At 65.3% G+C, this 25891-nt stretch carries 15 protein-coding genes; 4 read left to right on the plus strand and 11 right to left on the minus strand.

The genetic code is table 11. The features are described from left to right. Positions 1 to 166 precede the first annotated feature (166 nt). Positions 167 to 2299 carry a DEAD/DEAH box helicase gene (locus CRP45_RS17585; protein ID WP_097245963.1) on the minus strand — a complete coding sequence of 711 codons (2133 nt, stop codon included), beginning with the start codon at positions 2297 to 2299 and terminating at the stop codon, positions 167 to 169. Continuing rightward, complete coding sequence (gene brxD, locus CRP45_RS17590) at positions 2296 to 3609, minus strand: BREX system ATP-binding protein BrxD (protein ID WP_097245964.1); 1314 nt, start codon at positions 3607 to 3609, stop codon at positions 2296 to 2298. The genes CRP45_RS17585 and brxD overlap by 4 nt, the downstream gene beginning before the upstream one ends. An 85-nt stretch (positions 3610 to 3694) precedes the next feature. Between brxD and CRP45_RS17595 the strand changes: the two genes are divergently transcribed. Beyond that, positions 3695 to 4171, plus strand: a complete 477-nt coding sequence (locus CRP45_RS17595; protein ID WP_179830906.1) for a pentapeptide repeat-containing protein — start codon at positions 3695 to 3697, stop codon at positions 4169 to 4171. A 60-nt stretch (positions 4172 to 4231) separates the two neighbouring features. On the opposite strand, the gene CRP45_RS17600 is transcribed toward CRP45_RS17595, so the two are convergent. Both CRP45_RS17600 and CRP45_RS17605 read right to left on the minus strand, forming a co-directional pair. Then, positions 4232 to 4723 (minus strand): DUF4254 domain-containing protein, encoded by a 492-nt coding sequence (locus CRP45_RS17600; RefSeq protein ID WP_245910186.1) that lies wholly within the window; start codon positions 4721 to 4723, stop codon positions 4232 to 4234. A gap of 6 nt (positions 4724 to 4729) precedes the next feature. Beyond that, positions 4730 to 4984 (minus strand): hypothetical protein, encoded by a 255-nt coding sequence (locus CRP45_RS17605; RefSeq protein ID WP_101750191.1) that lies wholly within the window; start codon positions 4982 to 4984, stop codon positions 4730 to 4732. 308 nt (positions 4985 to 5292) lie between these two features. On the opposite strand from CRP45_RS17605, the gene CRP45_RS17610 reads away from it, so the two are divergent. Next, on the plus strand, positions 5293 to 5739 hold the full coding sequence (locus tag CRP45_RS17610; protein WP_245910187.1) for an NUDIX hydrolase: 447 nt from the start codon (positions 5293 to 5295) through the stop codon (positions 5737 to 5739). Positions 5740 to 5790: 51 nt separating this feature from the next. On the opposite strand, the gene CRP45_RS17615 is transcribed toward CRP45_RS17610, so the two are convergent. Genes CRP45_RS17615 through CRP45_RS17625 form a run of 3 tightly spaced genes read right to left on the minus strand, consistent with a single transcriptional unit; the run spans position 5791 to position 8279 of the window. After that, positions 5791 to 6441 carry a hypothetical protein gene (locus CRP45_RS17615; RefSeq protein WP_245910188.1) on the minus strand — a complete coding sequence of 217 codons (651 nt, stop codon included), beginning with the start codon at positions 6439 to 6441 and terminating at the stop codon, positions 5791 to 5793. A gap of 12 nt (positions 6442 to 6453) precedes the next feature. Beyond that, entirely contained in the window at positions 6454 to 7602 is a 1149-nt protein-coding gene (locus CRP45_RS17620) for a radical SAM protein (protein ID WP_097245968.1), read from the minus strand. Then, positions 7599 to 8279, minus strand: a complete 681-nt coding sequence (locus CRP45_RS17625; protein WP_143861477.1) for a hypothetical protein — start codon at positions 8277 to 8279, stop codon at positions 7599 to 7601. The genes CRP45_RS17620 and CRP45_RS17625 overlap by 4 nt, the downstream gene beginning before the upstream one ends. Positions 8280 to 8291: 12 nt before the next feature. On the opposite strand from CRP45_RS17625, the gene CRP45_RS17630 reads away from it, so the two are divergent. Next, positions 8292 to 9857, plus strand: coding sequence for a helix-turn-helix domain-containing protein (locus tag CRP45_RS17630; RefSeq protein WP_245910190.1), 1566 nt, complete (start codon positions 8292 to 8294; stop codon positions 9855 to 9857). 47 nt (positions 9858 to 9904) lie between these two features. Next, on the plus strand, positions 9905 to 10744 hold the full coding sequence (locus CRP45_RS17635) for a phosphotransferase enzyme family protein (RefSeq protein WP_218841155.1): 840 nt from the start codon (positions 9905 to 9907) through the stop codon (positions 10742 to 10744). A gap of 153 nt (positions 10745 to 10897) precedes the next feature. On the opposite strand, the gene pglZ is transcribed toward CRP45_RS17635, so the two are convergent. From pglZ to pglW, 4 genes are read right to left on the minus strand one after another with little or no spacing between them, the layout of a single operon-like run. Continuing rightward, the gene (gene pglZ, locus CRP45_RS17640) at positions 10898 to 13717 is read right to left on the minus strand and encodes a BREX-2 system phosphatase PglZ (RefSeq protein WP_097245972.1); all 2820 of its coding nucleotides are present in this window, start codon (positions 13715 to 13717) and stop codon (positions 10898 to 10900) included. Continuing rightward, positions 13714 to 17619, minus strand: coding sequence for a BREX-2 system ATPase PglY (pglY, locus tag CRP45_RS17645; RefSeq protein ID WP_097245973.1), 3906 nt, complete (start codon positions 17617 to 17619; stop codon positions 13714 to 13716). Before pglY ends, pglZ begins: the two co-directional genes overlap by 4 nt. Further along, the gene (gene pglX, locus CRP45_RS17650; RefSeq protein WP_097245974.1) at positions 17619 to 21257 is read right to left on the minus strand and encodes a BREX-2 system adenine-specific DNA-methyltransferase PglX; all 3639 of its coding nucleotides are present in this window, start codon (positions 21255 to 21257) and stop codon (positions 17619 to 17621) included. The genes pglY and pglX overlap by 1 nt, the downstream gene beginning before the upstream one ends. After that, the gene (gene pglW, locus CRP45_RS17655; protein WP_097245975.1) at positions 21254 to 25732 is read right to left on the minus strand and encodes a BREX system serine/threonine kinase PglW; all 4479 of its coding nucleotides are present in this window, start codon (positions 25730 to 25732) and stop codon (positions 21254 to 21256) included. The genes pglX and pglW overlap by 4 nt, the downstream gene beginning before the upstream one ends. Positions 25733 to 25891: the final 159 nt, after the last annotated feature.

The following is a 25891-nucleotide window of genomic DNA, read 5'->3' on the forward strand; positions in this document are numbered from 1 at the left end:
CGAAAGTTGGCTACGGCATGCGCGGGGCCATCAGAATGCTGCCGGTGATTGCCGTGATGGTGGCAGTTGGTGAGGGCGGGCCACCGGCCCTCCCAATAGCTCCGGAACCAGTAAGGGCGCGCCGACAGCGCTCTGACTTCGACACACGCCTTGGTCGGCGGGTGAGTCAGACGGCGTAGAACGCCGTGCTCTCGCCGAGCACCCTCCGCGCCGAGTCGAGATCGGCAAGACGTGCCGACACCGTCGCCGTCGCGGCCTCGTCCGGGAGGACGTCGGAGAACTTCAATCCGTGCGCGGCACGCTCGTCGACCTGTGGAAACTCGAGGGATGGCAGAAGCGCGCGCCGTTCGGCCAGAGCGCCTCGCCACATGTCGACGGTCAGATCCGGTCGCAATCGGATGCTGAAATCGTTCGGCCGCTGATTCGGATGGACGATGCCGGGAAGCGACGCGGCCAACGTGGCGTTTGCTCGGAATCCTGCCCAGGTCCACCAGTCGACTCGTTCGCCGTCCCGGTGGACGACCGTCGCATCCGCGTGAGCATTGCCGGTGCCTTCGGTGGCGCGGATGTCGGCCAATTGCGTTCTTGCCCGACGGGTCAGCTCAACCTGTGGATCCTCGCCCAAGTACACATCGCGTATTGCTCGCGCGAGCTCGAACGACAAGCCTCGAAGGCCCAGATTCGACCACTTGGCCACGCCTCCGGACTGCGTCGGTTCCACGAAGGCGCGGCGTCGGCTCCAGTCGATGTAGGTGACCTGCCAGCTGCGCCCGGCGAGCAGCAGTCGGCGCGGGCCGGGGCTGTCGTCGGTGAGGACCGAAGGGTCGGTGTGTCCGATCTCTTGGCGGCCGGCGAGCACGGTGAACTGCGGTGGTGCTGTGAATGCTGCTGTGAGGTCGAGGAAATGCCGACGGCCGAAGCGCTTTTCGGCGGTGGGGCCCATATGGAGCAGCCCGCTGTCTTCGTCCAGATATCCCTGGGCTAGTAGATGGTGCAGTATCGGCGAGGCAGATTCGTCGAAAGGCGCCAGATCATTCCACTCGTGTGTCCAGCGCCGGTCGCCGATGCTGTGGTGCTGCAACGTGACAGCCAGCAGTTGCTGAGCAACAAGGTGTCGTGGTTCGGGCGGGGGAGTGATCGGTTCGACCCATCCACGGCCCCAGAGCAGCAGCAGCCCCGCGGCTTGGACGAGGGCGTCGTCGGTGGTGGCCAGGAACAGACAGTTGCGGGTGCTGTCGGCGCGGCGGCCGGTGCGCCCGATTCGCTGGAGGAACGACGCGACCGTTGTCGGTGAGTCGATCTGGATCACCCGATCCAGATCGCCGACATCGATGCCGAGCTCGAGGGTGGACGTGGAGACGATCACGCAGTCCCGTGCCTCGGCGAATGCCTGTTCGGCGCGCGTGCGTTCGTCGACGGAGAGCGAGGAATGCGAGAGGAACACCGTCACTTCCCGTTCCCGCAGCGCGGCTCCCAAGTGCTCGACTTGTCGTCGGGAGTCGCAGAAGACCAGCCGCTTCTCGCCTCGATGCAATGCGGCGATCACCTTGGCGGCATTGTCGAGGGAGCCGACATAGTCGAGTTCGACTTCTCCTGGCGGAGGAGTGGCGGTTTTCGTCGTCGGCGGCAGAGTGAGACCCGGAGCGACGACTCGACCTGGCCGGGTGCCTGCTCCCGACCCCTGTAACCAGGTGAGGAGGTCGTTCGGGTTGCCGACCGTGGCGGACAAGCCGACGCGCTGGATTGGACGACCGCTCACTCGTTGCAGACGTTCCAGTACTGCCAGCAGATGCCAGCCACGGTCGTCACCGGCGAAGGCGTGGACCTCGTCGACGACGACAGCGCGGATATTGCCGAGCAACTCGTCGTGGTCGGTCTTCGTGCCGATCAGCATGGCTTCCAACGACTCCGGCGTCGTCAGCAAGATGTCGGGGTGTTCGCGCCGGATGCGATCGCGCTTGGAGTTCGTAACGTCGCCGTGCCAGAGCGCCGCGCGCCTTCCCAGCCACTGCGCGTATCCGTCGATCCGCGTGACCAGGTTGTTCAGCAGGGCCTTCAGCGGACACAGATAGAGCACTGAAATGCCCTTCCAGTGTTGCTCTTCCATGGCGCTCAACAGTGGAAAGCAGGCAGCCTCCGTCTTTCCGCCCGCTGTCGGCGCGAGGAGAACGGCGTCCTCGCCGTCGATGAGCGGTGCGATGGCGTCTTGTTGTAGTGGTCGAAGGCCCGGCCAGCCCAGTGTGTTGACGATGTGGTGGACGACCACGGGATGAAGGCGATCCCACGGCTCGTCGGTCACAGCTTCAGGTCGATGTCGTCGGCGCGTACGAGATTGCGCTCGGTGTCGGTGAGCTCGGAGGTGTTGACGGTGAGTCTGTAGTGCTGCCGCGGATCGAAGTCGGGGAACTGATCGATGCGGTCGAGTACGTCGCCGACGAGCTTCTTGAGAAAGAGCCGGGGCGCGACGCCGACCTTGCCGCCGAGAGTGCCGCCGACCGCCCGAGCGAGGTCGGCTATGTAGGCGTTGTCAGCTACGTCACGGATCCGTTCGGGATGCTCACTGCCGTCGGCATACAGATCGCGGATGGTGATGCCCAGGGCCACAAGTGAATTCATTGTGAATCCCGACAAACGGAGCTGCACGGCGCGAGGATTGTCGAAGCGCGGGTCCGTGGTGAAATCCGTGGCAAGACGCTGTGCCAGCGGAGCCAGCCGCTGCACCCCCTGCTGCCCGTCGTAGAACGCAGGCGTGCCGGTGATGAGCAGATACAACCCGGGGAACCGGCCGGAGTAGACCTCGTCGATGAGCTGACGCAAAGCGTTGAGTGCCTTGTCTCTGGCATCGGATCGCACTCGCTGCAGGGTCTCCACCTCGTCGAGCACGAGCAACAGGCCACGATGACCACTGTCGCGCAGCGCGGTGAGCAGGCCTTGGAGGAATCCGAAGGCGCCGAAGTGGTCGAGCTCGCCTCGGACGCCCGCAGCCCGCCTAGCCGAGGCGGCCACGTTCGGCTGTCCGCCCAGCCATGCCAGGATCGCGGCGGCGGTCGCTTCGTCGCCGTCGACGAGTGCCTTGCGGTATCCCCGCAGCGCCGTCGCGAAAGATGGCGCGTGTCGTGAGACCTCGATCAACCGGGCGGTCATCAGCTCGTCCACAGCACCGACGAGCGAGTCTTCATCGGCGCCAGCGGCCAGAGCGTCTTCCTCGAGTGCGTAGAACCAGGCGTCGACCACCGAGCGAAGCGCGCTCGGTGGGAAGCTCGATGTCGTGAGTCGCTCGGTGAGTCGCCGGTACACCGTCTCCAGCTTGTGCAGCGGTGTCTCTGTTTCGGAGATCTGAACCTCCGACACCGCGAAGTTGCGGCGCTTCGCGCGTTCGCCCAGCCACCGCGAGAAGAACGTCTTACCGGATCCGTACTCACCACGAACCGCTTTGAACACCGACCCGCCGGACTCGACCACGTCCAGTTCCGCATCGAGGGCGGCCTCGAATCGATCGAGTCCGGTAGCGAGCAGGTCCAGTCCGCTCTCTGGCACGGCGCCGCGCCGCAGCGCATCGATGACCGCGCGGCGCCGGGCCGCGCTGACCTGGGTTGGCTGGCTACTCACCTGGACAGTTTCGCATGGGCAGAGGTCATGCCGATGCGAGGAAGCTCGCGAGCGTCGGCCGTTCCCGGTCCTCTGCGATTCGTGGATGTGGAGGTCGACGCAATACACTCGGATCCGCACCGTTTCAGGTGACGGCCTCCTTGGTGCACTCGGCGGTGCTGGTTTGAACTTCCACGGCGCAGATCTCCGCGATCTAGATCTCGTGGATGCCTATCTCGCGGTGGCTGATCTCGACGGCGTCAACCTCGCTGGAGCCGACCTCGACCGGGCGACGCTGCTCGGTACAAAGCTGAAAAACGCGGACCTGTCCGGTGCCTACCTCCATAAGGCCGAGGCGGACGGGTGTGAAGCAGAAGTCGTCAACCTGTCCGGCGCTCCGAGGATGCCACTTCGGCCAACGCCTACCCGCCTGAGTGAAGCGCAGCTGTCGGGTGCCAAGGTCGCCGATAGCCGCGGTGAGGTGCGCGGCCCGGTGCTGGTCGACAATCAACTCCTCGCGGGTCGGCAATTGGAGGAATGGTTTGCGGCCATGGGCGCCCTCGAATTACGTGTGGTGGAGTGACGCCTCGCCTGTACGCGCATCTGGGGCATATCCCAACTGGGCGTGGAAGGCCATGGATATTCAGCGGCGATCTCGCGGTGCGGGGAGGCGGCGTGCCCGCTGGGTTACGGCGGTCGTCAAGTCGGTGTAGCCATCGACCAGTTCCGCGAGTCGATACCAGGCCGCGTGCACGATCGGATCGGCCGGATCGACTGTCATCAGCAGGTGGTAGGCGCGCACTTGGGCCTCGGCGAGCCGATCGATCACCGCGCCGAGCGTTTCTGTGTGCAGGGTCGCGGTGGGATGCGGGGCCGGTGAATGGTTGGCGACCCACAAGTCCACCGCGAAGATGAGTTCGATACTGCTGCTCCGGCACTCGTCGACTGGCCCGGTGAGTCGGTGCTCATACAACAGCCCGAGCTGGTGGGCGAGCTGCGTCAGCGGGTGGACGCCGACGTGATGACCACGGATCGCCGACAACATCGCCTCACCGGCGGGGAACAGCACCGCAACGGCCCGTTCGGTGCCAGACAGCTCTCCCTCGATTGCGACTGGATTTGATAGGGCGCGCATCGGTCATCACCACGCGATCGCGGGGTCGGGGCGGGCAATGAACTGGCAGGCCACGGCAATCACCGAAGTCCGCGACGGCAGCGACTGGGCGTCCACCGGTTGCGAGACCCAAAACTGCCCTGTGGGGTGATCGGTCATCGGAAGCCACACCCGCTGCCCGGATTCGAGAATTCGAACCCCGTGCTCCTCGAGCTGGGCCGGCGACCCCAACTCGCGATACACGTACGCCACCTCGTGAGCGGAGTGGCAACGCTCGAACATCACCACTCCTTCCGGTGACGCCCACTCGGCGGCACAGTCGGCACGCACATGCTGTAACCGCGTCGTTCCGACTCTGGCAGTTGGGCGTCGGCCCGGCCGGCTTTCGCCGCTGCGCTGAACGCAATGATGGCCGTCAGCCATCCAGCTGCTTGCGACTGAACTGTGAGATGGCCGTCCTCGGGGTAGCGGACAACGGGCGTGGTCATTCGTGCTCCTGGACTATTCGAAATTGGAATACGGTCGGCGCGCGTTGTGGCGTACGGTCGGCGCGCGCCAGTCGGCGCGCACTGGATCGGGAGGAGAACGCTGTGAGCGCGACAGTGACCAAGCGGCACAAGCTGATCGGGGACGTACACCTGGTGTTGGTCGACGATCAGGGGCGGTACCTGTTCGGGCGGCGAGCAAATACGGGATACGAGGACGGAGCCTGGCACTTGCCGTCCGGTCACCTCGAGTCCGACGAGTCAGTCATCGATGCGCTCGTTCGGGAGGCCGCCGAGGAGATCGGGGTGGAGATCGCCCCCGAGGACGTGCACTTCGCGCACGTAATGCACAACGCCAGCTCCGGCGGCCGGGCCGCGTTCTTCTTCCTGGTTCGCGCCTGGGCTGGAACTCCGATCAATCGGGAACCGGACAAGTGCGATGCGCTTGAATGGTTTGCCCCCGCCGAGCTGCCCGATCGGATGATCGGGTATTGCCGGGCGGCGCTGGGTTCGATCGCTGTCGGCGAACCGTTTTCGGTGTATGGCTGGTAGGCATGTCGGTCGGGTGCCGACCGCGGCACCCGACACGAGCCTGGTCCTGGCCTAGAGGACCATCCAGTCGATGAGCTGGTCGATCACCTCTCTCATCCGTTCGCGCGACATTCGCTTCTTTCGCGAATCCTCCTCCGATTCCTGTGCGGCCCCGTACTGCCACCAAGCCGCGCCGGTGGCTGCATCCATCACCAGGAATCGGTCGGCGACTGCGGGCCCGCGCAGGACCAGCGACACCGTGCCGGGTTCGGCCACGACGGCGTGGATGGCCTTGTGGCTCAGGGTGTACGACGTGCCAACGACTTCCTCGCGGACCTGCACCGCGTCCAGTGTTCCGGGGTGAAGCGAGGAGTCCAGCTCGGCGTCTCCGTAGAGTCGGTGCAGGTACCGGCCTCGAAGGATGCGACTGGAATATGTCCAGCGGTGGTTGTGTGGCCGGTCGAAGTAGCCGGGCTGGAAGACATGCAGCCGCAATCGGATTCCGCTCGGATCGCTGAACAGCACGAGCTTGTCGAGGATGTCGTAGTGCTCGCACAGAGACAGCAACTTTTGGTCGTCGAGGGTGGCGAGAGCCGACGTTCGAAGCAGCTGGCGATCGGTGGCGAGTTCGTCGAGTACGGGCCGTGTCGAGGTGTGGACGGCTTCGGTGTTGTTCCAGTCGATGTCGCGCAGTGGCTTGATGATCTGTTCGACAGTGTTCACTTCGGTTGGCTCCTAGGCAGATTCGAGCTTGGCGCTGGACTTCCACAACCGGCAGACGGGCACGATGTCGGGGTAGGTGGCGCAAGAGGACGCGCCCATGACGATCTCCTCTGCCGGGCAGCCGCCCAGGCAGGCGGATTCCTTGCAGCCGCCGCATGAGCTGCCGACCAGCGGCAGAGTGAACAGGTCGAACTCGTTGTTCGGGGTCTCACGGTTGAGCACTACTTGGTCGCCCTTCATCTGGGCGAAGTACATGTCGGTGTCGAACAGGTACGAGCAGACGTAGGCGCGGCCGTCGGGGAAGATGCTGATCCGGTCCAGTGTCCGGCCGATGCAACCCTGATAGCCCTCGCCCGCATACTGTTCCATCTGGCTGCGGCGTGCGTAGGTCGGCTGGAACCAGACCCTTGTCTCGTACTCAGGCGCGGCGTCCTCGAGGCGGTCGCAGAAGGCGACCCATTCCGGCGGTGTCATTGCCATGTCCGGGTTCCCGTGGCCGGTACCGATCGTGCTGAACACGTGGTATTTCACGAGTGAGGCGCCGATGTCGTCGGCGATGTCGAGCAGGTTCAGCACGTCCTGCTCGTTGGCTTTATTGACCGTGCAGATGATGCGTGTGTCGAAGCCGCGGTCGCAGAGTTCGGCGGTGGTTTCCATCGCGATCTCGAAGGTGCCCCGCCCGCGGACGGCGTCATGGGTTTCGGCGCTACCACCGTCCAAGCTGACCTGTATGTAGGCGAAGTCGGACGGCTCGAGTTTGGCGAACTTCCTGCGTGCGTGCTGTTGAGCGTTGGTGGTGGTGATGACGTGGCCGTAGCCGATCTTGCTTGCCGCGCGGATGGAGTCGACGTAGAACGGGTGCAGCGTCGGCTCGCCGCCGAGGATGGTCAGCTTGTCCCCGCCCATCTTTCGCCACACAGTGAGGGTGTCGACGATCTGTTGCGGCTGCATTTTCAGTGCCCGCTCCAGCCGCTCGCCCATGTAGCAGTGCTCGCACCGAAGTTGGCAGGCTTCGGTGATGTAGAGGTAGACGTTCCGGAATCTGCCGTAAGCGATTTTGTCGACGCGCTGAGGTTCGGGTCCGGTGGAGTTTCGGGGCATCCGGGCGTGGCCGTAGCGGTCGGTGCGGACAGTGGGTGTCGACAATGGAATCGAGGTCATGAGATTGCGCTCCCGGAGTTCAGCATCGGTTCGACCAGATGGATCGCGTTGTCGGTGGGCAGAGCGGCGTCGAGGATCGTGATGTCGATGCCGTTGGCGGTGAACGCTGCTCGGATCTCGTTGATGGAACTGTCGAATCGTTTGGTCCGGGCGGCGAGCAGCCGTGGTGCATCGCCGCGGCGGAGGTGCAGAAGCGTGCCACATCTGCCGCAGTGCCAGTCATCGAGCACTGATGACCTGGCCGGTATGCGGGGGTCGGCGACTGGATCCTTCTCGCAGCGCTGGCACACGCGGCGACGGCGTGCGCGGTTGTGCAGAACCTTGCCCTCCGCGCGCATCTCGATCGGCTCCACCCTGGCCGTCGGCGCGGAGTGCGCGAGGGCGTCCAACAGCAGCGATACCTGCTCGGCGGAGCCTGGAAAGTTGTCCATCAGCACGACATCGACGTCGCGATTAACGATGGAATCCAGGTAAGAACGCAGCGTCTGGTCGACGATGTGGGTGTCGATCCAGCCGAGACGTTCGGCTGTTCCGGTGGTTGCGGCGAGGACCTGGACCGGGACCTGGTCGCGCAATCTGAAAGTTTGCCTGCGGGCGTCGCTGCCGAGGGCGAGCGTGAGCGTCGTCTTTCCAACTGCCGGTGGGCCTAGGATTGGCACTACGAGCGTGAGCGTCATGGCGAGTCCTTCGTGAGATGTCTTGTTGGACATCTCGACGATGGCGCTGGACAGTCAAAACTGGTAGCACGCAAGCGAATACGGCTATTCAGCATTGGAATACCGCCCTCGCGGCAGAATGGTAGCGTCGAAAAGACCTGTCTCGAGCATCTACCTCACCAGCCGGAGCGGCAGATAATGGCGCGTTCGACCACGAGTTCACGGAACTGTTCGCGATGCGGAAGCCCGCTGAGCGGGTACAACACCGGAGCGCTGTGCCGATCCTGCGAAACGAGCCGCTCGGTCCTAGAAGCTCCTGATCTACCGCTGGAATTCTGGCAGTCGGCCCATATGCTCGACGCCCTGGAATCCTGGCATATGGGTCGAGTCATCTATGCCTATCGCACGCACCCCTTGCACGGGACACCGATTCCGCAGGAAAGCGTCTCAGGTTGGCTGAACATCTCCCAGAGCGCGCTGTCGAAACTCGAGAAGGGTCCTGCCCCGGAACGACTCGGCCAATTGATCAGTTTTGCCACCGCGTTGAAGATTCCGCCCGAGTTGCTGTGGTTCAAACTTCCAGGCCGGTCTAGCCTCGACGACGTGGACCGACACAGCTTCCTTCGGGCCGCCGCAGCTGTCACCGCCACGGCCGCCATCTCACCCTCCGGCCTCCTGCGGATGCTCAACGATATTCGCGTATCCGAGGCTCCGACCAGGGTCGGTCTCGTCGAGATCCGCCAGCTGCGCGCCGCGGCCGACCTGTTCGCGGACTGGGACGCCACCTACGGCAGCGGCCTGGTTCGCGATGTCGTCGCCGCCCAGGTCCGCACCGCGGTCACCTATCTCAACGCCGAGTGCGCGCCGAAGTACCGCCCGGATCTGCTCCTAGCGGTCGGCGCGCTCAGCCATACCGCCGCGTTCATGGCCTTCGACGCCTGCGAACATGCCGATGCCACAACGATGTTCGATGTCGCGCTCACCTGCGCCGAAGAGGCCGACGCGTGGCACCTACGAGCCAAAGTGCTCAGCTCGATGGGCCGCCACATGATCTGGACCGGCAACATCGAACAAGGCTTGAGCCATATCGACCGCGCGTTCCAGCACTCGGACCGGCTGACGCCCACCGAGCGAGCCATGCTGTTCACCGCGCAAGCACGCGGATACGCCAAACTCGGGCGCATTCAGGAGACCCTCACCGCGGTCGGGCACGCCGACGAGAACTTCGCCAACTCTCAACCGCACAACGACCCCAGCTGGATGGCGTACTACGACTCCGCGCAGCACGCTGGTGATACCGGCCACGCGTTGTTCGACCTGGCAGTCCGCGGCAGCTTCGCCGGTGAAGCCCGATCGCGCCTCGCTGCGGCGGTAGCGGGTCACGGTGATAACGCCGTCCGGTCGCGAACAATATCGACAATCAAGCTGGCTTCATTGGTGATGGCGACCGGCGACAGGGACGAGGCGATATCCATCGGCGCCACAGCGATCGAGCGGGCTGGAGCGGTGAAAAGTAAACGGGCCGCGCAGGATATACAGGAACTGCGAATGTTCGCGGGTCGTGCTGGTGTCCAGATCCCCGCGGTGGCCAAGCAGTGAGCGGCCCGACTCGAACTCCCGAAGAAGCCGTCCGAGCCGCGTGCGCCTTGGTCGGGATTTCGACGACCGGCCTGACGCCCATCAAGGTGGCCGAGAACGCAACCTACCGGCTACCCAGCGAACAGATCGTCGTCAGAGTCGCCAAACCCGGCCAGCAGGCTGCCGCGCAACGAGAACTGCAGGTGGCGATGTGGCTGGAGGCTTCTGGGCTACCAGCGGTCCGGCCTGCACACACGACAAGCGACCTCGTCATGGTCGGCGACCGGCCCGTGACGTTCTGGCAGGAGCTACCTGCGCACAGGGGTGGGACTGAGCGGGAGATTGCTCTAGCGCTGCGGAAACTGCATTCACTGCCGCCGCCTCCGTTCCTCACCGAGGTCGCGCCGTTCGTGCGGCTGGCCGAGCGGATCGACGCCGCGCACACACTGCCGGCCCGAGATCGGCAGTGGATGCGCGAACACCTCGAAGACCTCCGCTCAGGCTGGGAGGAATTGCCGAAAGGGTTGCCCTGGGGGCCAATTCACGGCGACGCGTGGGAAGGCAACGTAGTCACAACGGTCGAAGAATTGACGCTGTTCATCGACCTCGAGCGCGCTTCCGTGGGTCCGCCTGAATGGGATCTCACCTCCACAGCGATCAAGCACAGTTCATTCGGCTGGATCACCGCCGAGCGGTACGCCGCATTCTGCGACGCGTACGGCCACGATGTCACCACTTGGTCGGGATTCGCGCTGCTCCGTGACATTCGCGAGATGCGAATGACGTGCATGGCGGTACAGGTCGCTGGCACGCGTCCAGATCATGCACGTCAAGCACAGCACCGCGTCGATTGCCTCCTCGGCCGGTTCGGCTCCCGTCCTTGGCCAGGATGGGAGTCAATCGCCTGATACTGCAACTCCACTCCCGTGGTTCGGTGCTGGTAGAGCTGTCCAGTGGAGTTCCGGTTGAACCGAACTACCCGCCGTGGCTTGGGTAAGTCTGTAGGTGGGACTGGTTCGATGTCGAGTGGCGCTCGGCGGTAACGAGCGCCACTCGATCGGTCACCTCAGACCGAACTGGGTCCGCAGCAGCCCCACGTGCAGCCGCAGTGTCCGGCCGTCCGGCAGGGTCTCCAGTACCTGCGCTCCGTCCACGTTGAGCAGCTGCCCGAGTACGGCGGCAAAACCGCTGGCGCGGGTAAGTGGATCCCCGACACGTTGGGCGAGTGCGGTGGTCGACTGCGGTCCGTCGAGGAGCGCGCGGATTGCCTTCTCCAGCTTGGTTGTTGTCGGCTTCCGCGCGAGTTGCTCCAGCTGCGCGGCGAACACCTCCGAAGCGAGAAGTCCGGTGACGAGCTCGTCGGCGGCGTTCGTTTGTGGTGGCAAGGGTGCGGCGCTGAGCAGCGGGATGTCCAGCGTGATCTGATCGGACTGCTTTTCGGCGGCCTTGTTGACGACACGCGTCCGCGACTTGTGTTCGACGGCGGGGGTGCGGAGCTGCGGCAGCGATTCCGTTCCGTCGCGCCACCATTCGGGCCGCTGGTCACCCAGCTCCCGCCAGCCGGCGGGCGGGGTGGCGCCGAACGGCAGGAATGCCAGCACGGGAATGGTGATCTCCGCCAGAGAAGCGCCGCCGTGATACCCCGCTTTCTGAGCGGTGTAGCGGGAGTCGTTGTCCCACAAGGCAACGATCGAAGCACCGGGCTCGGGCCAGACGACTCGGGGTCCCTGCAGCGCGATCTCGGTTTCGGCCCGACGGTCGAACTCGGCGGCGGGCAGGCGGTGCCGTGCCGACTCCACATTGTCCGCCTCGACGAGTACACCGTGCCGGTCGATGACGTGGCCGTGATCGCTGGTGATGAGCACGACCATGCCCTGTCCGGTCGCTACCGAGACCAACGCGCGCAGGTCGCCGATTTCGCGTGCCTCCCAGCCGGAGTCGTCGAGCTTGGCTTCTTTTGCGAGGCGGTCGTCGATGGTGTTGAGCACGACGGCGACGTGGCAGGCGGGATCGGCGAGGGCGGCACTGAGGTCTGCCCCGAACCGATCGCCCGGCTTGCTGCGCAGGTCGTTCTTGTGAAAAACCTCGGCGCGCTTGGCACCCCAGAACGGATGCTGTGGAAAGAGGCGTTCCTCTGTTTTCTGGTCGCCCTTCATGAGCTTGCCCGCGAACAGCGAGGTGCGTGACACCGCGGTCAGGCTCGGCAAGGCCGCAGCCATGCAGCGACGGTAGGGCGTTCCCTCGCCCGGCAGGGGATCGTATTCGGCGAAGGTGCCGCGCAGTTCGCCGGCTAGTTCGGTCGCGATGGAGGCGCTCATGCCGTCCACGACAATCAGCAGCACACGACGATCGGGTGCGAGCGGGCGCACCACACGATGCAGGAAGCTTTCGACCGTCAACATCTTGCCGGGCGACGTGCCCGATTCGGTCCACACCGCAAGATTTTTCGCGAACTCACGGTCGAATTCACGGCGGATCTTGCGGGCGCGGTTGGCAATGGACTCGTAGGCGACGCGGAGGGCGGCGTCGTCGTCACCGCCCGCATCGAGATAGTCGAGAGCGCGGTCGGCCCACGCGGTGTCGCGCATCTGCCGGTCGAGTGCTGACGCGATGCTGCCGGAGCTCGGGTCGGGATCGGTGTCCAGCCACCGGGTGAGCCGCTGGGCCATCCGAACCCGGCCGATACGGACACGGTGGTCGGCGGCGAGGTCGTGTTCGCGCAGCGCAGCCACGGCCGCGTCGATGTCCTCGGCCTTGCCGCGACCGAGGGCTTTGCCCGCGGCCGTGAACCTGGCCTCGAGGCCCGCGGAGAGCATGGGACTGTGCTGCGCGGCCGTCCCCGCACCGAATTGGCGAACGAGGAGGTCAGCCTGCGCGAGCACGGTGTCCGCGATCTTGCGGGCGTGCCGTGCGGATTCTTCGGCTTCGTCGTGCAGGTCGGCCGAGGAACGCGCTTTCACCAGCAGATCCCTGACGTAGTCCTCGCAGGTATATCCGAAGGTCGCCAACAACCGGTCCAGTCCCTGACCTACCGCGGGTAGATGGTCACCGAGCCAGCGTTCGACGCGCCCGCGCGCCTGATACACCGCACTGTCCGCGGCGGCATGCTGCCACAGTGCCGCGCACACCAGCCCGTACGCGACCGCGTCCGCTCCGTGCCCCGTGCGCACGAGCGCGGTCACGACAGCACCGGTGGCACCGGATTGTTCTTTCTCACTGAGGAATTCGATGAGCCCGTCGCGTTCAGGAGCACGCAGATCCAGCAGGAGCTGGGGACCGCCCGGCCGCTGCGTCCACTCGAGGAGACTGAGCGGGTCGATCCGGTCCACCGCGGCCTGGATGCCCAATCGGCGAGTGGCCAACGCGGTCAGTGCGGGGATGCGGGAGAGGACACCACCGGCCAGAGCGGTCGGCCATCCCTGCGCTCCGGCCGCGTCGAGCAGCGCTTCGCAGGCCCACCCTTCACGCTTGAGCCAGGGGTCGATCGCGTTGGCGCCGAAGGTCTCCCGCACGATGTCCCACCGGTCCACGGTGTGCACGCGACCGCGGTGGGTGCGTACGAGGATGGCCGGGTCGAGGTCGTGTTCCTCGACACCGGTCAGCAGTACCAGAACTCGTGGGTTGGGAGCGATCTCCCGAGCGTGCGCGAGAACCGTTTCGTGCACTGCCAGCGGTGAAGCCCCGACCGACACCCGCGCCTGACGACCGTCGGCAAGAGTCAGGATCGGGTCGCCTTCCCACTCCGGTTCGCCGCGCAAAAGCAGCGTGACGGGTTCACCGGGAGTTCCGAGTACCTCCGTGAGCCGCTTGTGCGACGAGAGGTACTGGGCGACAGTCGTTCTCGACAGCCGCAGCGCGGTGGCGACGGTGGCACCGGTCATTCGATGACCTTCCACAGGATTTCGATCGAGGCGCCGGGTTCCAGCTCGGACAGCTCGGCGGCCAACTTCGCGACGGCATCACCAGCGGTAGTGGTGTACATGCCGGACCGCCGGGTGGACCGCTTTCCGGATTGCGGTGTGCTGCCGTCCAAAGGCGGGTTACTGGTAGGAGTCCCGAGGTCGACGTCGTCGGCTCCGGTGGCGGACTTCATGGTCCCGGCGGATGCCGGCGGTGGCGGCGTAACGGTGGCTGTCTGCTGATTGCGCGCGGCCTCCTCTCGGAGCTTCCGAGTCGTCAGCGCCGTGATCTTCATATCGGTGTCGCGCAGTGCCTCGGCCAAGTCGCCGGAGCGCTGGTCGGAACGGGCAACGGTGCGCAACGAGTCCAACAGTGCGGCGCCTTCGGGGCCGAGCAGGCTGGCCTGCTCGAGGTTGCGCCAAGCGGCGTGAGTGAGTGCGCTGATCACCTTCTCGGCCGACTTGATCGAGGTGGCATACCGATCCGCATTGACTCCGGCGAGGTCGAAGTGAGCGAGCGCTTCGACGGTCTTCTTGGCGGCGGCCGACCCACCCCCGCCTGCAGAGGCGAGAGTCGACAGCAGCTCGAGGGAGCGACGGGCGAGCGCGAGCCGCTCCTCGGGCTTGCTGTCGTCGAGCCCGAGGAAATCGGCGTGCTTTTCCAACTGTTCGACGAGCCGCGCTGCCACGTCGTGGTATTTCGTGGCGGCACCACTGACTTGCCGGGCGAACAGCTGCACCGGCCCGCCGCGCAGCAGCGTCTGCGTCGTCTCACCGAAGATGACTTCGAACCGGTTGCGGGCAGCGTCCCAATCGGATTCGCTGGGCAGCGGCTGGGTGCGCAGCGCGTCACCGGCCTGGATCTTGGTAAGTTCCGGCGCGTCGATCGGCACACCGCCGCGCACCCAAATCCGGTCGTCCATTTCGGCGAAGGACGCGATCACCAGATTGGCGATGTGCGGCTCGAGGCCGCGCGGCCGGGGCAGATCGATCCAGTCGCCGAGCGAGATCACCGACAGGTCGCCGGTGCTGCCCACGTTCTGCGCAGACTTGCGGAAGTGGTCGGCCCACCGCCTCGACAGTTCGAAGTAGGCCTCCTTCTGCTGGCCCAGACCGAGCGGTTCGGCGACCCGGCGCATGAGCGCACGGTCCTTGGCCGGAACCTCGACGCGGTTGTCCCGCGCCTCGGCGGCGCCCTTCACCTGCGCCAGAACGGTTTTCGCGTCGGCGGGCTTGACCGCGGTCCCGGTGCCCTCCGGATCGAGGTTCGGGTGGTCCGGGAACTGGTGGGTGAGCAGTTTTCCCGCGAGCGTGCGGATGGCGTCGTGCATCGACTGGCCGATGGAGACGGTCAGCCCGTCGACATCGGGCAGCGGATAGAACAACTGGTCCAACTCGTTGGTCACGTCGTCGGGCTTGCGTTCGGCCAAGCCGTACGCCTGCTTGAACGTGGCGAGCACTCGCTTGCGCAGGGTTTCGCGCTGGGATTCCAGCAGCTGTTTCGCGCTGGCCCGGTTGTCGGGATTGAGGTGCTGGGCGTACTGGGTGTCGAACCGATACGGGTCCGCGAGCGCCTTGGTGACCACCAGCAGGCGACGGAAGTCCTCCCAGCGCGGCTTGGTCAGATGCGACGGCAGCCAGGCGACGGTGCGCGGATGGTTGTCGCCCTGCTCCTCTTTCAGCCGCCGGATGCGGTCGGCGTCCTCGACCGGCCCGAGGATGCCCTCGTCGTAGGGCAGGTCGATAACGATGCGCCAGCGTCCCTCGTAGGCGGGCTGCAGATCGTGGTTGGCCATCGCGTCTTCATCACTGACGTTGCCGAAGACCACTTCCGCGATGCGGTTCGACCCGCGCCAGACGAAACGCAGCTCGTCGGCATCAAGCCTGCCGTTGGCGCGATCCAGCCCGAATTCCTCCGCGAGCAGGTCGCGAGCCAGCGCGAGCCGGTTGGTCTGGTTGTCGTTGACCTGCGCGTTGGCGATCACCGACTCCACATCGACGCCAGAAAGCTCCAGGCGGACACCGGGATTGGCGTCGGTGCCGGTGAGCTTGATCTCCGGGAATCGGGAGGCCCACTCACCGATCATGTCCTTGATCACGCCCTCTTCCCGGCCGGGGATCATGGTCGTGATCGAGCCGTGGTTGAGCGCGCCGAGACGCCGAATGGTCAAGTCGCGCAGCGCCGGAACGCTGGGGGCGAGCGCCGCGAGCAGCACTGTGCAGGCCAGGCGGTTCTGGCCGACGAACTTCTTGCAGTTGCCGGCGAGCTTGGCATCGGTGATGGTCTCGCGCCGGTTGACGTAGGCGTCGATGTCGTCTTCGGTGACCTCGCACGAACTGAGCAGGTACGGACGCAACCGTGTCTTGTACAGCTTGTCGGCGGCGTCGAAGAGCACCTTCTTGTCGGCGACGAACGGCCGGTCACCACCGCGGGTGAGCTGCTGGTAGAGATCGCCCAGCGGCACCAGGTCGCCGACGCGCAGCTCGTTGCGGTGGTCGGCGAGCAGCTGGCCCATCAGTTTCAGGCCGGTCCGGGAGCGCTGCAGTGCGGCCGAGATGTGGACCAAGGTGTCGAGGAAAGCGGGGGAGAACGGGTAGCTCAACCGGAACGACGCCTCGTCGGCGCCGGTGGTGCTCTCGTCGGAGCCGAGCAGCGTGTCCCAGACCTTCGGGCCGAGCCTCTTGGTCTTCTCGAACGCGGCGTCGATCTGCGCGGCGGCGGCGGGATCGCGCGGCTTCAGCAATCGAGCGTGGGCGATTTGCGGCAGGTTGCGGTCTTCGAGACTGATCAGGTCGAACCGGCCGGAGGCATGGTTGAGGGCGTCCTGAATCGCCGATTCGGCAGCGCCCGCGAGCTCTTCGCCGACCAGCTCGCGCAGGTCGCGCTGGCGGGCGATGAACGAGACGATCGGGATCGCGCGGCGGGCGTCACCACCCTCACGGAAGTTGGTGATCTTGCTGGCCTCACGCGCCACCCGCTTCTCGTCGTGAATGAGGCTGGCCAGCCACAGGATGAGCTCATCGAGGAACAGGATGATGGCGTCGTAGCCGAGCGATTTCGCATGTGCGGCAATCACACTCAGCCCGGCATCGAGGGAGATGAAGCCGCTCTCGTCCTCGGCGGCGCGCTGGGCGAATCCCGGCAGCAGATGGGTGCCCGCGTCGTGCACCAGCTTGGCGCGCAGCTCCGGCGGCGTCGTCGGACTCACCAGGTTCAGGCCGCCGCCGTCGTGCGATTCCGCCGCGGACAGCGCGGTGTCGACCTTCTGGGTGGTCCAGAAGGCGGTGGGCTCACCCCATTCGTCGTCCTCGTCGTTGGCCTGGCCCTGGTTGAGGACCGCGAGGAACCGCTCTTCACCCATCGATGCGCGCAGCGACCGCAGGTCGGTGAACAGCGCATCGGTGCGATACACCGGGGGAATCGGTGCCTCTGGATGCTTCTTGCGCACGAAGTCGACGTAGCCGCCGAGGACGCGCTGCTCCATCGCCTTGGCGTCGATCATGTGGTACGGCACCATCAGGAACTTCTTGCCGTCCGAGAGCAGCCAGTCGTTCTTGGTGATGACCGGGTCGAACTCGCCGCGGGCACGGGCGACCGGGTTGCCGGAGAGCAGGGCGTAGAGCACAGCCATGAAGTGCGATTTACCGGCACCGAAGGAGCCGTGCAGGAAGGCCGGTTTCGAGGTGTTCCCGTCGAGCGCGGACTTGATCAGCGCGAGGGCTTCTTCGAAGTTGCCGAGCAGGCGGTCGGTGAGCACATAGTCCTCGACCGCCTTCGTGGAGCCTTCCTCGGTGACCGCATCAGCGAGGGTGAGCACATAGTCTGAGCCGGCGACGTGCTCTTTGATGTCGATGAGGTCGCGCAGAAGTGGGCGCTGGTCCATCAGTTATCCCCCTCCGCCGCAGCGGACTTCTTCGTGGTGCGTTTGGTAGTGGTTCGGCGGCCGCGCGTTGCGGGTTGCGGTCGCCAGTTGCGGAGATCGTCGTCGGTGAGGCCGTGTTCGCCCTGCATGGTGCGGCGGTCGCCGGAGAGGAAGGTCGAGGGGGCGATGCCGTAGTTCGGGTCGATCTCGTTGTGCCACTGGTCGAGCCAGGGCTGCAGCTCCAGCAGTCCCGCCAGGAACGGGGTGATCTCCTCGGTGGAGAGGCTGTGCTCGGCGAGGTAGATGGCGATGGCCATTGCTTGTTCGCGATGATCCCAGCCCGCCCAGCCGTAGAGCTCGGGTGTGGCGACGTTGGTGGCGCCGTAGGAGATGAACCGTTCCTTGGGCACGTCGAGCTTGCCGCGCGCCTGCCAGAACGAGGTGCGCAGGAAGTCCGCGGAGGTGTACTTCGGCGGCACCGGAATGGAGTCGCGGAATTTGTTCTTCTCGTGCCCGTCGGGCATCGCGTCTTCCTGACGCTGCATATCCCAGACGTGTTCCCAGTCCTTGCGCTTCTTCAGGCCGGAGGGCCTGTAGCGCAAGGCAGCGAGGAAGGGGACGTGCTCGTCGGTGATCAAACTTGCGACCACCTGTGCCAGGTCGGTTCGGGGCGCGTACAGGGCGGCGACCGAGACAAAGTCCGCGTCAGCGGCCAGGCGATCGGTAAGCCTGGAGAGGGTAACCATCTGCGGTTGGCCGTTGTCATCGAACCACAAGTCGCGGAATTCCATTCGGTCCAGTAGCCATGAGCGGAGCGCTTTCTCCTGCAAGGCATCCCAGCCCTCCGTAGCCCAGCGGCGCTTGTACTCGGGGCTCTCGATCATGCCGATCGCCCGATTCGATTCGATCGCGGCAATTCGTCGTTCGACTATGCGTTTGTAAGAATCGGGCCAGCGGTCTGGGATTTTGGTCGTCGGAGTTGCGTCGTGGCGAGTAAACCAGTCGTCGGGAGCCTCACCTCTTGCGACTCGGCGGGCCAATGAAATCTCGAATGCGCGTTGACCGAATGATATTGGTGGGAGCTCGGCTTCCTGGCTGAGTGGTGCGTCGGCGAGCAACCCATACATCGAATATATCTGCCAATCGAGCTCTTCCTGTAACGCAATCATTTGCGCGCGGATGGTCTCCCAATCTTTCTGGCCGTTGCGGAGCTCTGACGCTGTGGGGGTCTTCTTGGCAATTACTGAAGTGGGTAGAGCTGCCTCTGCCTGCTGAGTCAGACGATCAAGTTTCATCGTCAGCTCGATGGGATAACTACTGGGAAGCGGAAACTGTTCCAGTTTCGTTCCCGTAAATTCGTAGAAGTCATCAAAGGGCACGCGTGACTGACGTGCACCTTTGGAGTCGACGGTGCTCCCCCTGTTGTAGCTCACCATCTTGAGCCAGAAGCAGGCGGTGGAGCTGTTGAGCAGCCCGAGCAGCCGCAGATGCTCCTCCTCGCTCGCCCCCTCCGGCAACTTGATCACCGGCGCGGTCTGTTTAAACACCTTCCCGCCCCGGTCCAGCACGAAATGGTTGTGTGTCGCCACGAACGCGAAAGAGATCGAAAGCGGCACGCGAAGCTTATTGGTTGATAGACGGCCATACTCGGTCCATTGGAGTCCGGAAGCAACCTTGCTCTTGCCACCGAACATAATGCTCCGTGAAATGTTGGTCCTTGCGGGCCACATGAATCTCATGAGGGGCGGGATTTCGTTCACCGATACCGGGTGGAGGTTCTCGCTATATGGGAACACGGCGTCATCGAAACCATTGCCGATCCAGTCGCGAAGAAGATCGCCTGTGACCATCGGCCTCCTGTACTGTGGAGGGACACCTCGACGGTCCGCGCTGCGAGGAGATAATAGGTAAAGATCGTCCTCTAGGGTGAAGCTGGTTATACCAATTGAGTCGGCAATTGATGACAGCTTCGTCGCACCTTCCTCAAGCTTCTCGGCCATTTCCAAACCGCCGTCAAGCAATACCCACGGTTGCTTGCTGAAATATCGTTGACGGTCTAGATTGTCGACCGAGACCCACTGGCTCAGACTAGGGACATTGTCGATCTGTTCAACGATTGCGCGCCAAACCAGCCCATCTTCTGGGTTGGCGGGAGCTTTCGGTTCACCTTGGACGCTTCGAACTGTGCGGATCGTCGCAGCCCTATCCTTGCCCGAGCGGCGCGTGCCTACGAGGATTACAGTAGGCGTGCCGTGACCTGGAATGTACGCGCCCGAGGTGTCGACTACTTCGGTTAGTTCGACGGAGTGTGCGAAGTAGTTCTCGATGAGCTTGGTGCCGAACTCGCGTTTCATGAAGGAGTTGGCGGTGATTTGGCCGACCCGCCCGAAGCCGTTCCCTTCGGCATCACCGCTCTTTGCGAGTTCGAAGAACCTTTGCGCGAAGGGGACAGACAGTGCGTATTTGCCTGCGCAAGCGTTGTAGAGGCCGCGATATAGTTCGTTGAGGTTTTTGTCTTTAACCGTGATGTAGGGCGGGTTACCCACGACAACGTGGTAGCGGCCCGGCTCGAGAATCCCGGGGTAGTCGTGGACGTCCTCCGTGGCGTAGGAGAATTCGGCGAGTGGGTCGCGCTGGTCGCCGTCGAAGGTGAGCTCCAGCTGCCGTGCCTTGATCAGGGAGTCGCCGACCGCAAGTTTGATAGGCCATTCGTAGCGAGCGGCTTCTGCGAGCGTGCGCACGTTGGCGGCAGCCATGGCGGCTACGAACAGACGAAAGCGGGCGATGGCAATCGCGAAGGGATTGATGTCGACGCCGTGGATGGAATTGAGTGCGGCGTGGACGCGTTCGTGGCGGTCTTTGGTCGGCTGCTCGTCAGCCCACCGACAGTTCAACCGTTTGAACGCGCCGAGGACGAAGTGCCCCGATCCGCAGGTCGGGTCGATGAGTTGAATTTTCTCGTAACCGAATTCGCGGATGGCGGGTTCGAGGGTGCGGTCGAGGATGAATTCTTCAACGAATTCGGGGGTTTGGAGAAGCGCGTAGTTCTTGCGGATGTCTTCGGAGAGGTCCTGGTAGAGGTCGCCGAGGAAGCGGGTGTCCCAGCCGTTGATGCCGTCTTCGTCGAGCGGGTCGGTGAAGTTGTGGACGAGGACGCCGTATTCGTCACGCGCACGCCAGAATTCGATGAGCTGGCGGGCGCCGTCGTGGGAGAGCGGGATCTGGTAGAGAGCGTTGTGGTTGGGGTCGAAGAGGAGTTTGCCCGCTTGGCCCGCGCCGAGTTCGGCGAAGGCGTGTTCGAGCCAGCCGCGGTAGGTGGGGTCGGGGTCGGATTCGACGTAGGCGTCATAGCGGGCGTGGGCGAGTTCGCGGCGGTCGTCGGTGGGGCCGGTGAGGTAGGGGTCGGCGATGAGGTGGTTGTCTTCGCAGAAGCGGACGAAGACGGTGCCGAGAACCCACGCGACGGCGACCTGAGTGACGCGCTCTCCGAGCCAGGAGCTTTCGGTGGCGGCGGTGCGGTTGAGTTTGCGTGCTTGGGCCCATTCGTCGTGCAGGCGCGCTTTGACCTCGGGCAGGATGCGTAGCTGCTGCTCGAGATCGGTCTCGACCGCGGTGACCTGCTTCTTCAGGTCGGCGAGCAGTGCGGCGCGGTCGATCATGCGGTTACTCCTGTGTCGGTCGAGGCGGCGGCGCGGTGGACGTTGCGGATCCACGCTTCGGGCAATTGGATCCACTCGTTGAGAGCGGACTGGTAGGGCACCGCTACCGCACCGAGGTGCGGCTGGCGCATGGGGTCGGACTGCGGGCACAGCAGCCACAGGCCGCCCTTGCCGCGGCGGGCCTGTTCGGCCAGGCGGCCGAGGATGCCCATGGCGTCGTAGCGGGCGAACACCATGGTGTCGGTGAGGAGCAGTGGGCCGTCGCCCGCGATGTTGTCGGCGATCTCGGTTTCGATGCGGCCCCACGCGGTGCGCGCGTACTCGCTGAACTTCAGCGCCGCGCGGGAACCCGGCTCGGCGATGTCGGCGCGCAGGATGGTGTCCCAGGTCGGTTTGGTGCCCGGCGGGACCAGGTCGTGCATGTTCGCCAGGAACAGCGCCGTCGCGGACATCGGGCGCACCGAAAAACGCTCCCGCAGTTCGCGAATGGCGGAGAGCGTAGCCGATGTCGGTGCGGTGGGCGAGGTGAGGACGCGGAAACCGTCCCGCGGCGCGGCGCCGGTCAGCAGCTCCTCGGCGCGGGCGGCCTTGGCCAGGTTCGGGTCGTCGGCGTACCTGCCTGCCGCGTGGCTGTTGACGGCGGTCGTCCAGCGCGGCGCGTGCGCGGTGTAACTGGACTGCAGGTCGGCGTGCTCGGGGATGTAGCGCTGGACGCGGGACTCGGGGTGCGTCGCCACCACGAGGTCGAATCCGGCCTCGCGCAACGCTTTCGTCAGCTCCGGGGTGGGTACGTCGCGGTCGCTTCCCGCGATGGTCAGCTCGGGGAAGCGTGCCAGGATGCGTTCGAATACGCGCTCCGCCCGCAGGCCGGGCTGCTGCTTCAGCGAAACGCCGGGGGTGAGGGTGAGCAGACCGGCCTGGGTCAGCCGGACAGCGCGCACCAGCGGGAGGTCGCGCGGATAGATCTCGAGACGCGGCGTCACGGCGGCGTTGCGGGAGGCGCTGACGGCCACCTGCACCAGGCGGCGCTCGTCCAAGGTGGGAATGCCTGCGGGCGGGTCGATCGCGCCCAGCCGGTCCAACACGGTCGCGGCTGTCGGGAGGGTCTCCTGTGCTGCCAGAACATCCGCGGTTTTGCCAAGGCGCAGAGCGTAATTCGCCAGTGCTGGTGCGGCCGGAGTGTCAGGGGCGGCGTCCTCGCCGGCCTCGAGCGCGAGCACGACCACGGGGTGCTCGCCGGAGTCGCGTTTCTGGGCGGTGTAGATCGCGGCCTCGTCCGGCGTCAGTTGCTCGACCTCCACAACGACGCGCACTGCGGCCAGACCCAGGGCGCGGCGCTGGGCGCGCTCGGACAGGCGGGTGCCACGCCGGGCGATCAAGGCGTCGGCGAGTTCGGTGGCCGCCGCGACCCGTCCGAATCCATCCAGCAGTTCCAGCACCTGCTCGCGCAGCGCCAGCACCGCCGGGTCCTTCTTCCACTGCTGCCGCTGGGCTCGCAACAGCTGTGCGACGCGGCCCGGGGTCAGGTTCAGGGTTTCGGCCACCGCCGACTGGGTCGGCCACGCATCGAGTTCAGGCAGATCGCCCGCGCCGGGAATCCGGAGCAGGCGGGCCACCGCATCGACCTTGGTGGTGTTGGCGCCTTTGCGCTCCGGCACAAAACGAGCGGCCAGGGTATCCAGGCTCAGTGAGCGCAACAGCCCTGCGCCGAGATCGGCCTGGGCGGCGTCGAGCTCTTCTTTCGCCTCCTTGCGCGCCTCCGGCGTGAGGGGTGCCGGCTCGTCCTTGCCGAAGCGTCGACCCCACTCCTTGAGCCGATCCTGAATCTCGCGGCGGGCACGCGCACCCAAGCCAGGGGCGTTGATCAGCTTCCCCCGGCCGTAGTCGAGCAGCTCGCCGACCGTGTTCACGCCCAGCCCATAGAGGAACTGCTCGGTGGCGGCGGTCAGACCCGCCTGCGACAGGTGAGTCTCGACTGTCGCCTGCTCGGCGATCTGGCGACGCTGGTCATCCGGAGACACCTCGTCCACATCGACAGGCGGCGCCGGATGCGTGCTCAGCGGTCGCGGAGGCACCGATCGCGTCATGTCGAGGAAGATCTTGCGCCAAGCGTCGCGCATCGGCTTGAGATCCGAAAAGCGTTGTCCCGCATCGCGATGCAGTGCCTTTTGGAAGAACGCGACCAGCCCGTCGCGCACCGACGGGTCGAACGCGTCGGCCGCGATCGCCGGGTACGGGAACTCCGCAGGGTCCAACTGGCGCGGCAACACACTGCCGTCACCCCACCGCGGTAGCTCACCCGACGCCATCTCGTGCAGCGTCACTGCCAGCGCGTAACGTTCGGCCTGCGCGTCGTAGACGCTGCGAATCAGGGTGCCGATGAACGGGTCGAGGTAGCCGTCGGTGCCCGCGTCGGTGTTCTGGACCGGATACCCCGCTAGCGAGAAGTCGATGAGGACCAGTTCGCGGGTTCGGTTGGGGCGCACGCGGATCGCGATATTGTCCGGTTTCAGGTCGCGATGCCAGACACCCTCGCCCTCGAGGAAGTCGGCCGCGGCGAACAGGTAGTCGCTGTAGGTTTCCAGGCGCCCCACCTGGAGGCGGCCGTTGTCGCGCAGCTCGCGGGCGACGGTCTCCTCGGTGCGATGGTTCGAGTTCTGTTCGAGGCCCTGCTCGTCGCCGACATACTCCAGAACCAAGGTGGTGCGGCCGCCGAGGGTCAGCACGCCCGGGTCGACCAGGTTGATCACGCCCGAATGCCGCCGCAGCCCGCGCAGCACACCGGCCTCGCGCTCGAGCACATCGGCGCGGTCGTCGGAGAGCGCGATCTTCAGAACCACATAGGTTTTGGCGCCGCGCTTGTCGGTCTCGGCTTGCAGGTCGCGCACGAGCAAGGCACGGCTGGTCGATCCGGTGCCCAGGCGGCGGCGGACCAGCCAGCGGCCGGCGAGCACGTCGTCGCGGACGGCTTCCAGGGGGTCTTTTTCGTCGGCGACCACCTCTTCCTCGACGGGAGCGGTGAGCGATTCCTCGACATCCTCGAGCAGCTCGAGGAACTCGTCCATGGAGGTGAGCCGCTTCGACGGGCGGTAGTCCGTCGCCGCAGCCACCAAGAGATCGACGTCCGCAGGCAAGTTGTCGACCAGTGCGCTCGGACGCAGTTCCTCACCGGCCTCGAAGCGGGCCAGCAGTTCCGCCTGGGTGGTGGCCGGAGCTCTACCCGTCACCAGCAGGTAGGTCAGCATGCCGAGGCCGTAGACGTCCATAGCGATGGGGTCGGGGGAGGGCGCCGACACCTCGGGCGCGAGGTAGGCGTCCGAACCGGTGGACAGGTGGTGCGCCGACAGCAGAGTCGGGGCGTGCCGGGTCATCGTCAGCGCCGTACCGGCCGAGCGCTGGGTCGCGACCTGCCAATCCGAGATCTGCAGCCGGGGTGAACGCCACCGCTGGGCTTCGCCCACACCAGCGCGGGGAATCACATGGATCGAGCGAGCGGCCAACGCGCGGTGATACAGCCGGGCCGAATGCGCCGACCGCAACGTCTCCGCGAGCTGTCGTACCAGCTCGACGCGGTCACCGATATCCAGCGACTCGCCATGGCGGGAGAGGTAGTCGTCCAGGTGCAGCGTGTCCGGGTGGTAGCGGAAAATGAGGGCAGGTCCCGCGATGTGGCCCGATGGGTCGAACAGCTCCAGCTGCACGGCGCCCGGATGCCGGAACCTGCGCAGCACAGCGGCTTCGCGTCGAGCGGCCGCGTCGACCGACTTGCGGGCTTGCTCGTCGGCACCACGTTCACGCAGGTAGATGCGAACGCGGACGGGCTCACGCAGCTCGGTGTGCGCGGCCAGATAGTCCTGCCAGGTCGGGCCCGCGTCCAACGGTTTGCGTTCCAACAGGTATGGGCCGACGGTGAAATCCGCGTCGCTGCGCCGGATGCCGACCTGTTCCAAAGCCTTCTTGATCGCTTTGGCGCGCTGGGCGTTGATCGTGTGCTTGATGTCGCGCACCGGCGCATCCAGTCGATCGATCAGTTCCCGGATCGTATGGGTGTTCGCGCGGTCACCCGCCGGGAGGTCGAACCGCAGACCCGAATTGGTCAGGCAGACAGCGGAGTTCAGGAAGACGCGTGCGCCGTTGTCGCCGAGCAGGCCCGCCAGTTCCTTGCTCTTCTGGTTCACCAAATGCAGCGGGTTCCGGTGGAACCGGCGATCGCCGCGCGTGGTGGTTTGAACCCAATCTCCGCCCTGGCCGGTGAGCCGGCCACTCCAATCCTTGAGTTCGATCATGTACACGCCGTTCGGGGCGATCACCAGCAGGTCGACCTCACGCACGTGCCCCGTCTTGGCGGTGAAGGTGAAGTTCGACCAGGCGTACCACGGATCGACGTTCGGCAGCTGCGTCCGGATCGCTTCCAGCCCCCGGCGCTCGTGCTCGAAACTCGACTCGGTGACCGTTGTCCACCGACCCTCGTCCATAGATGCGCAGTCCTGTCTCGTCGTTCCAAACGTCGCCTGATCCCCCGCGAACGCGACAGACCGTGCGATGTCCGCACCGCTCGTGCGGTACGTGCATATCGGGCAGTTCACCGCCGATACGGCCCCACCTGTTGCAGCAACATTAGCTTGCCTCGGCGA

Origin of the sequence: Nocardia amikacinitolerans, from assembly GCF_900215415.1 — a bacterium.
Lineage (GTDB): Bacteria > Actinomycetota > Actinomycetes > Mycobacteriales > Mycobacteriaceae > Nocardia > Nocardia amikacinitolerans.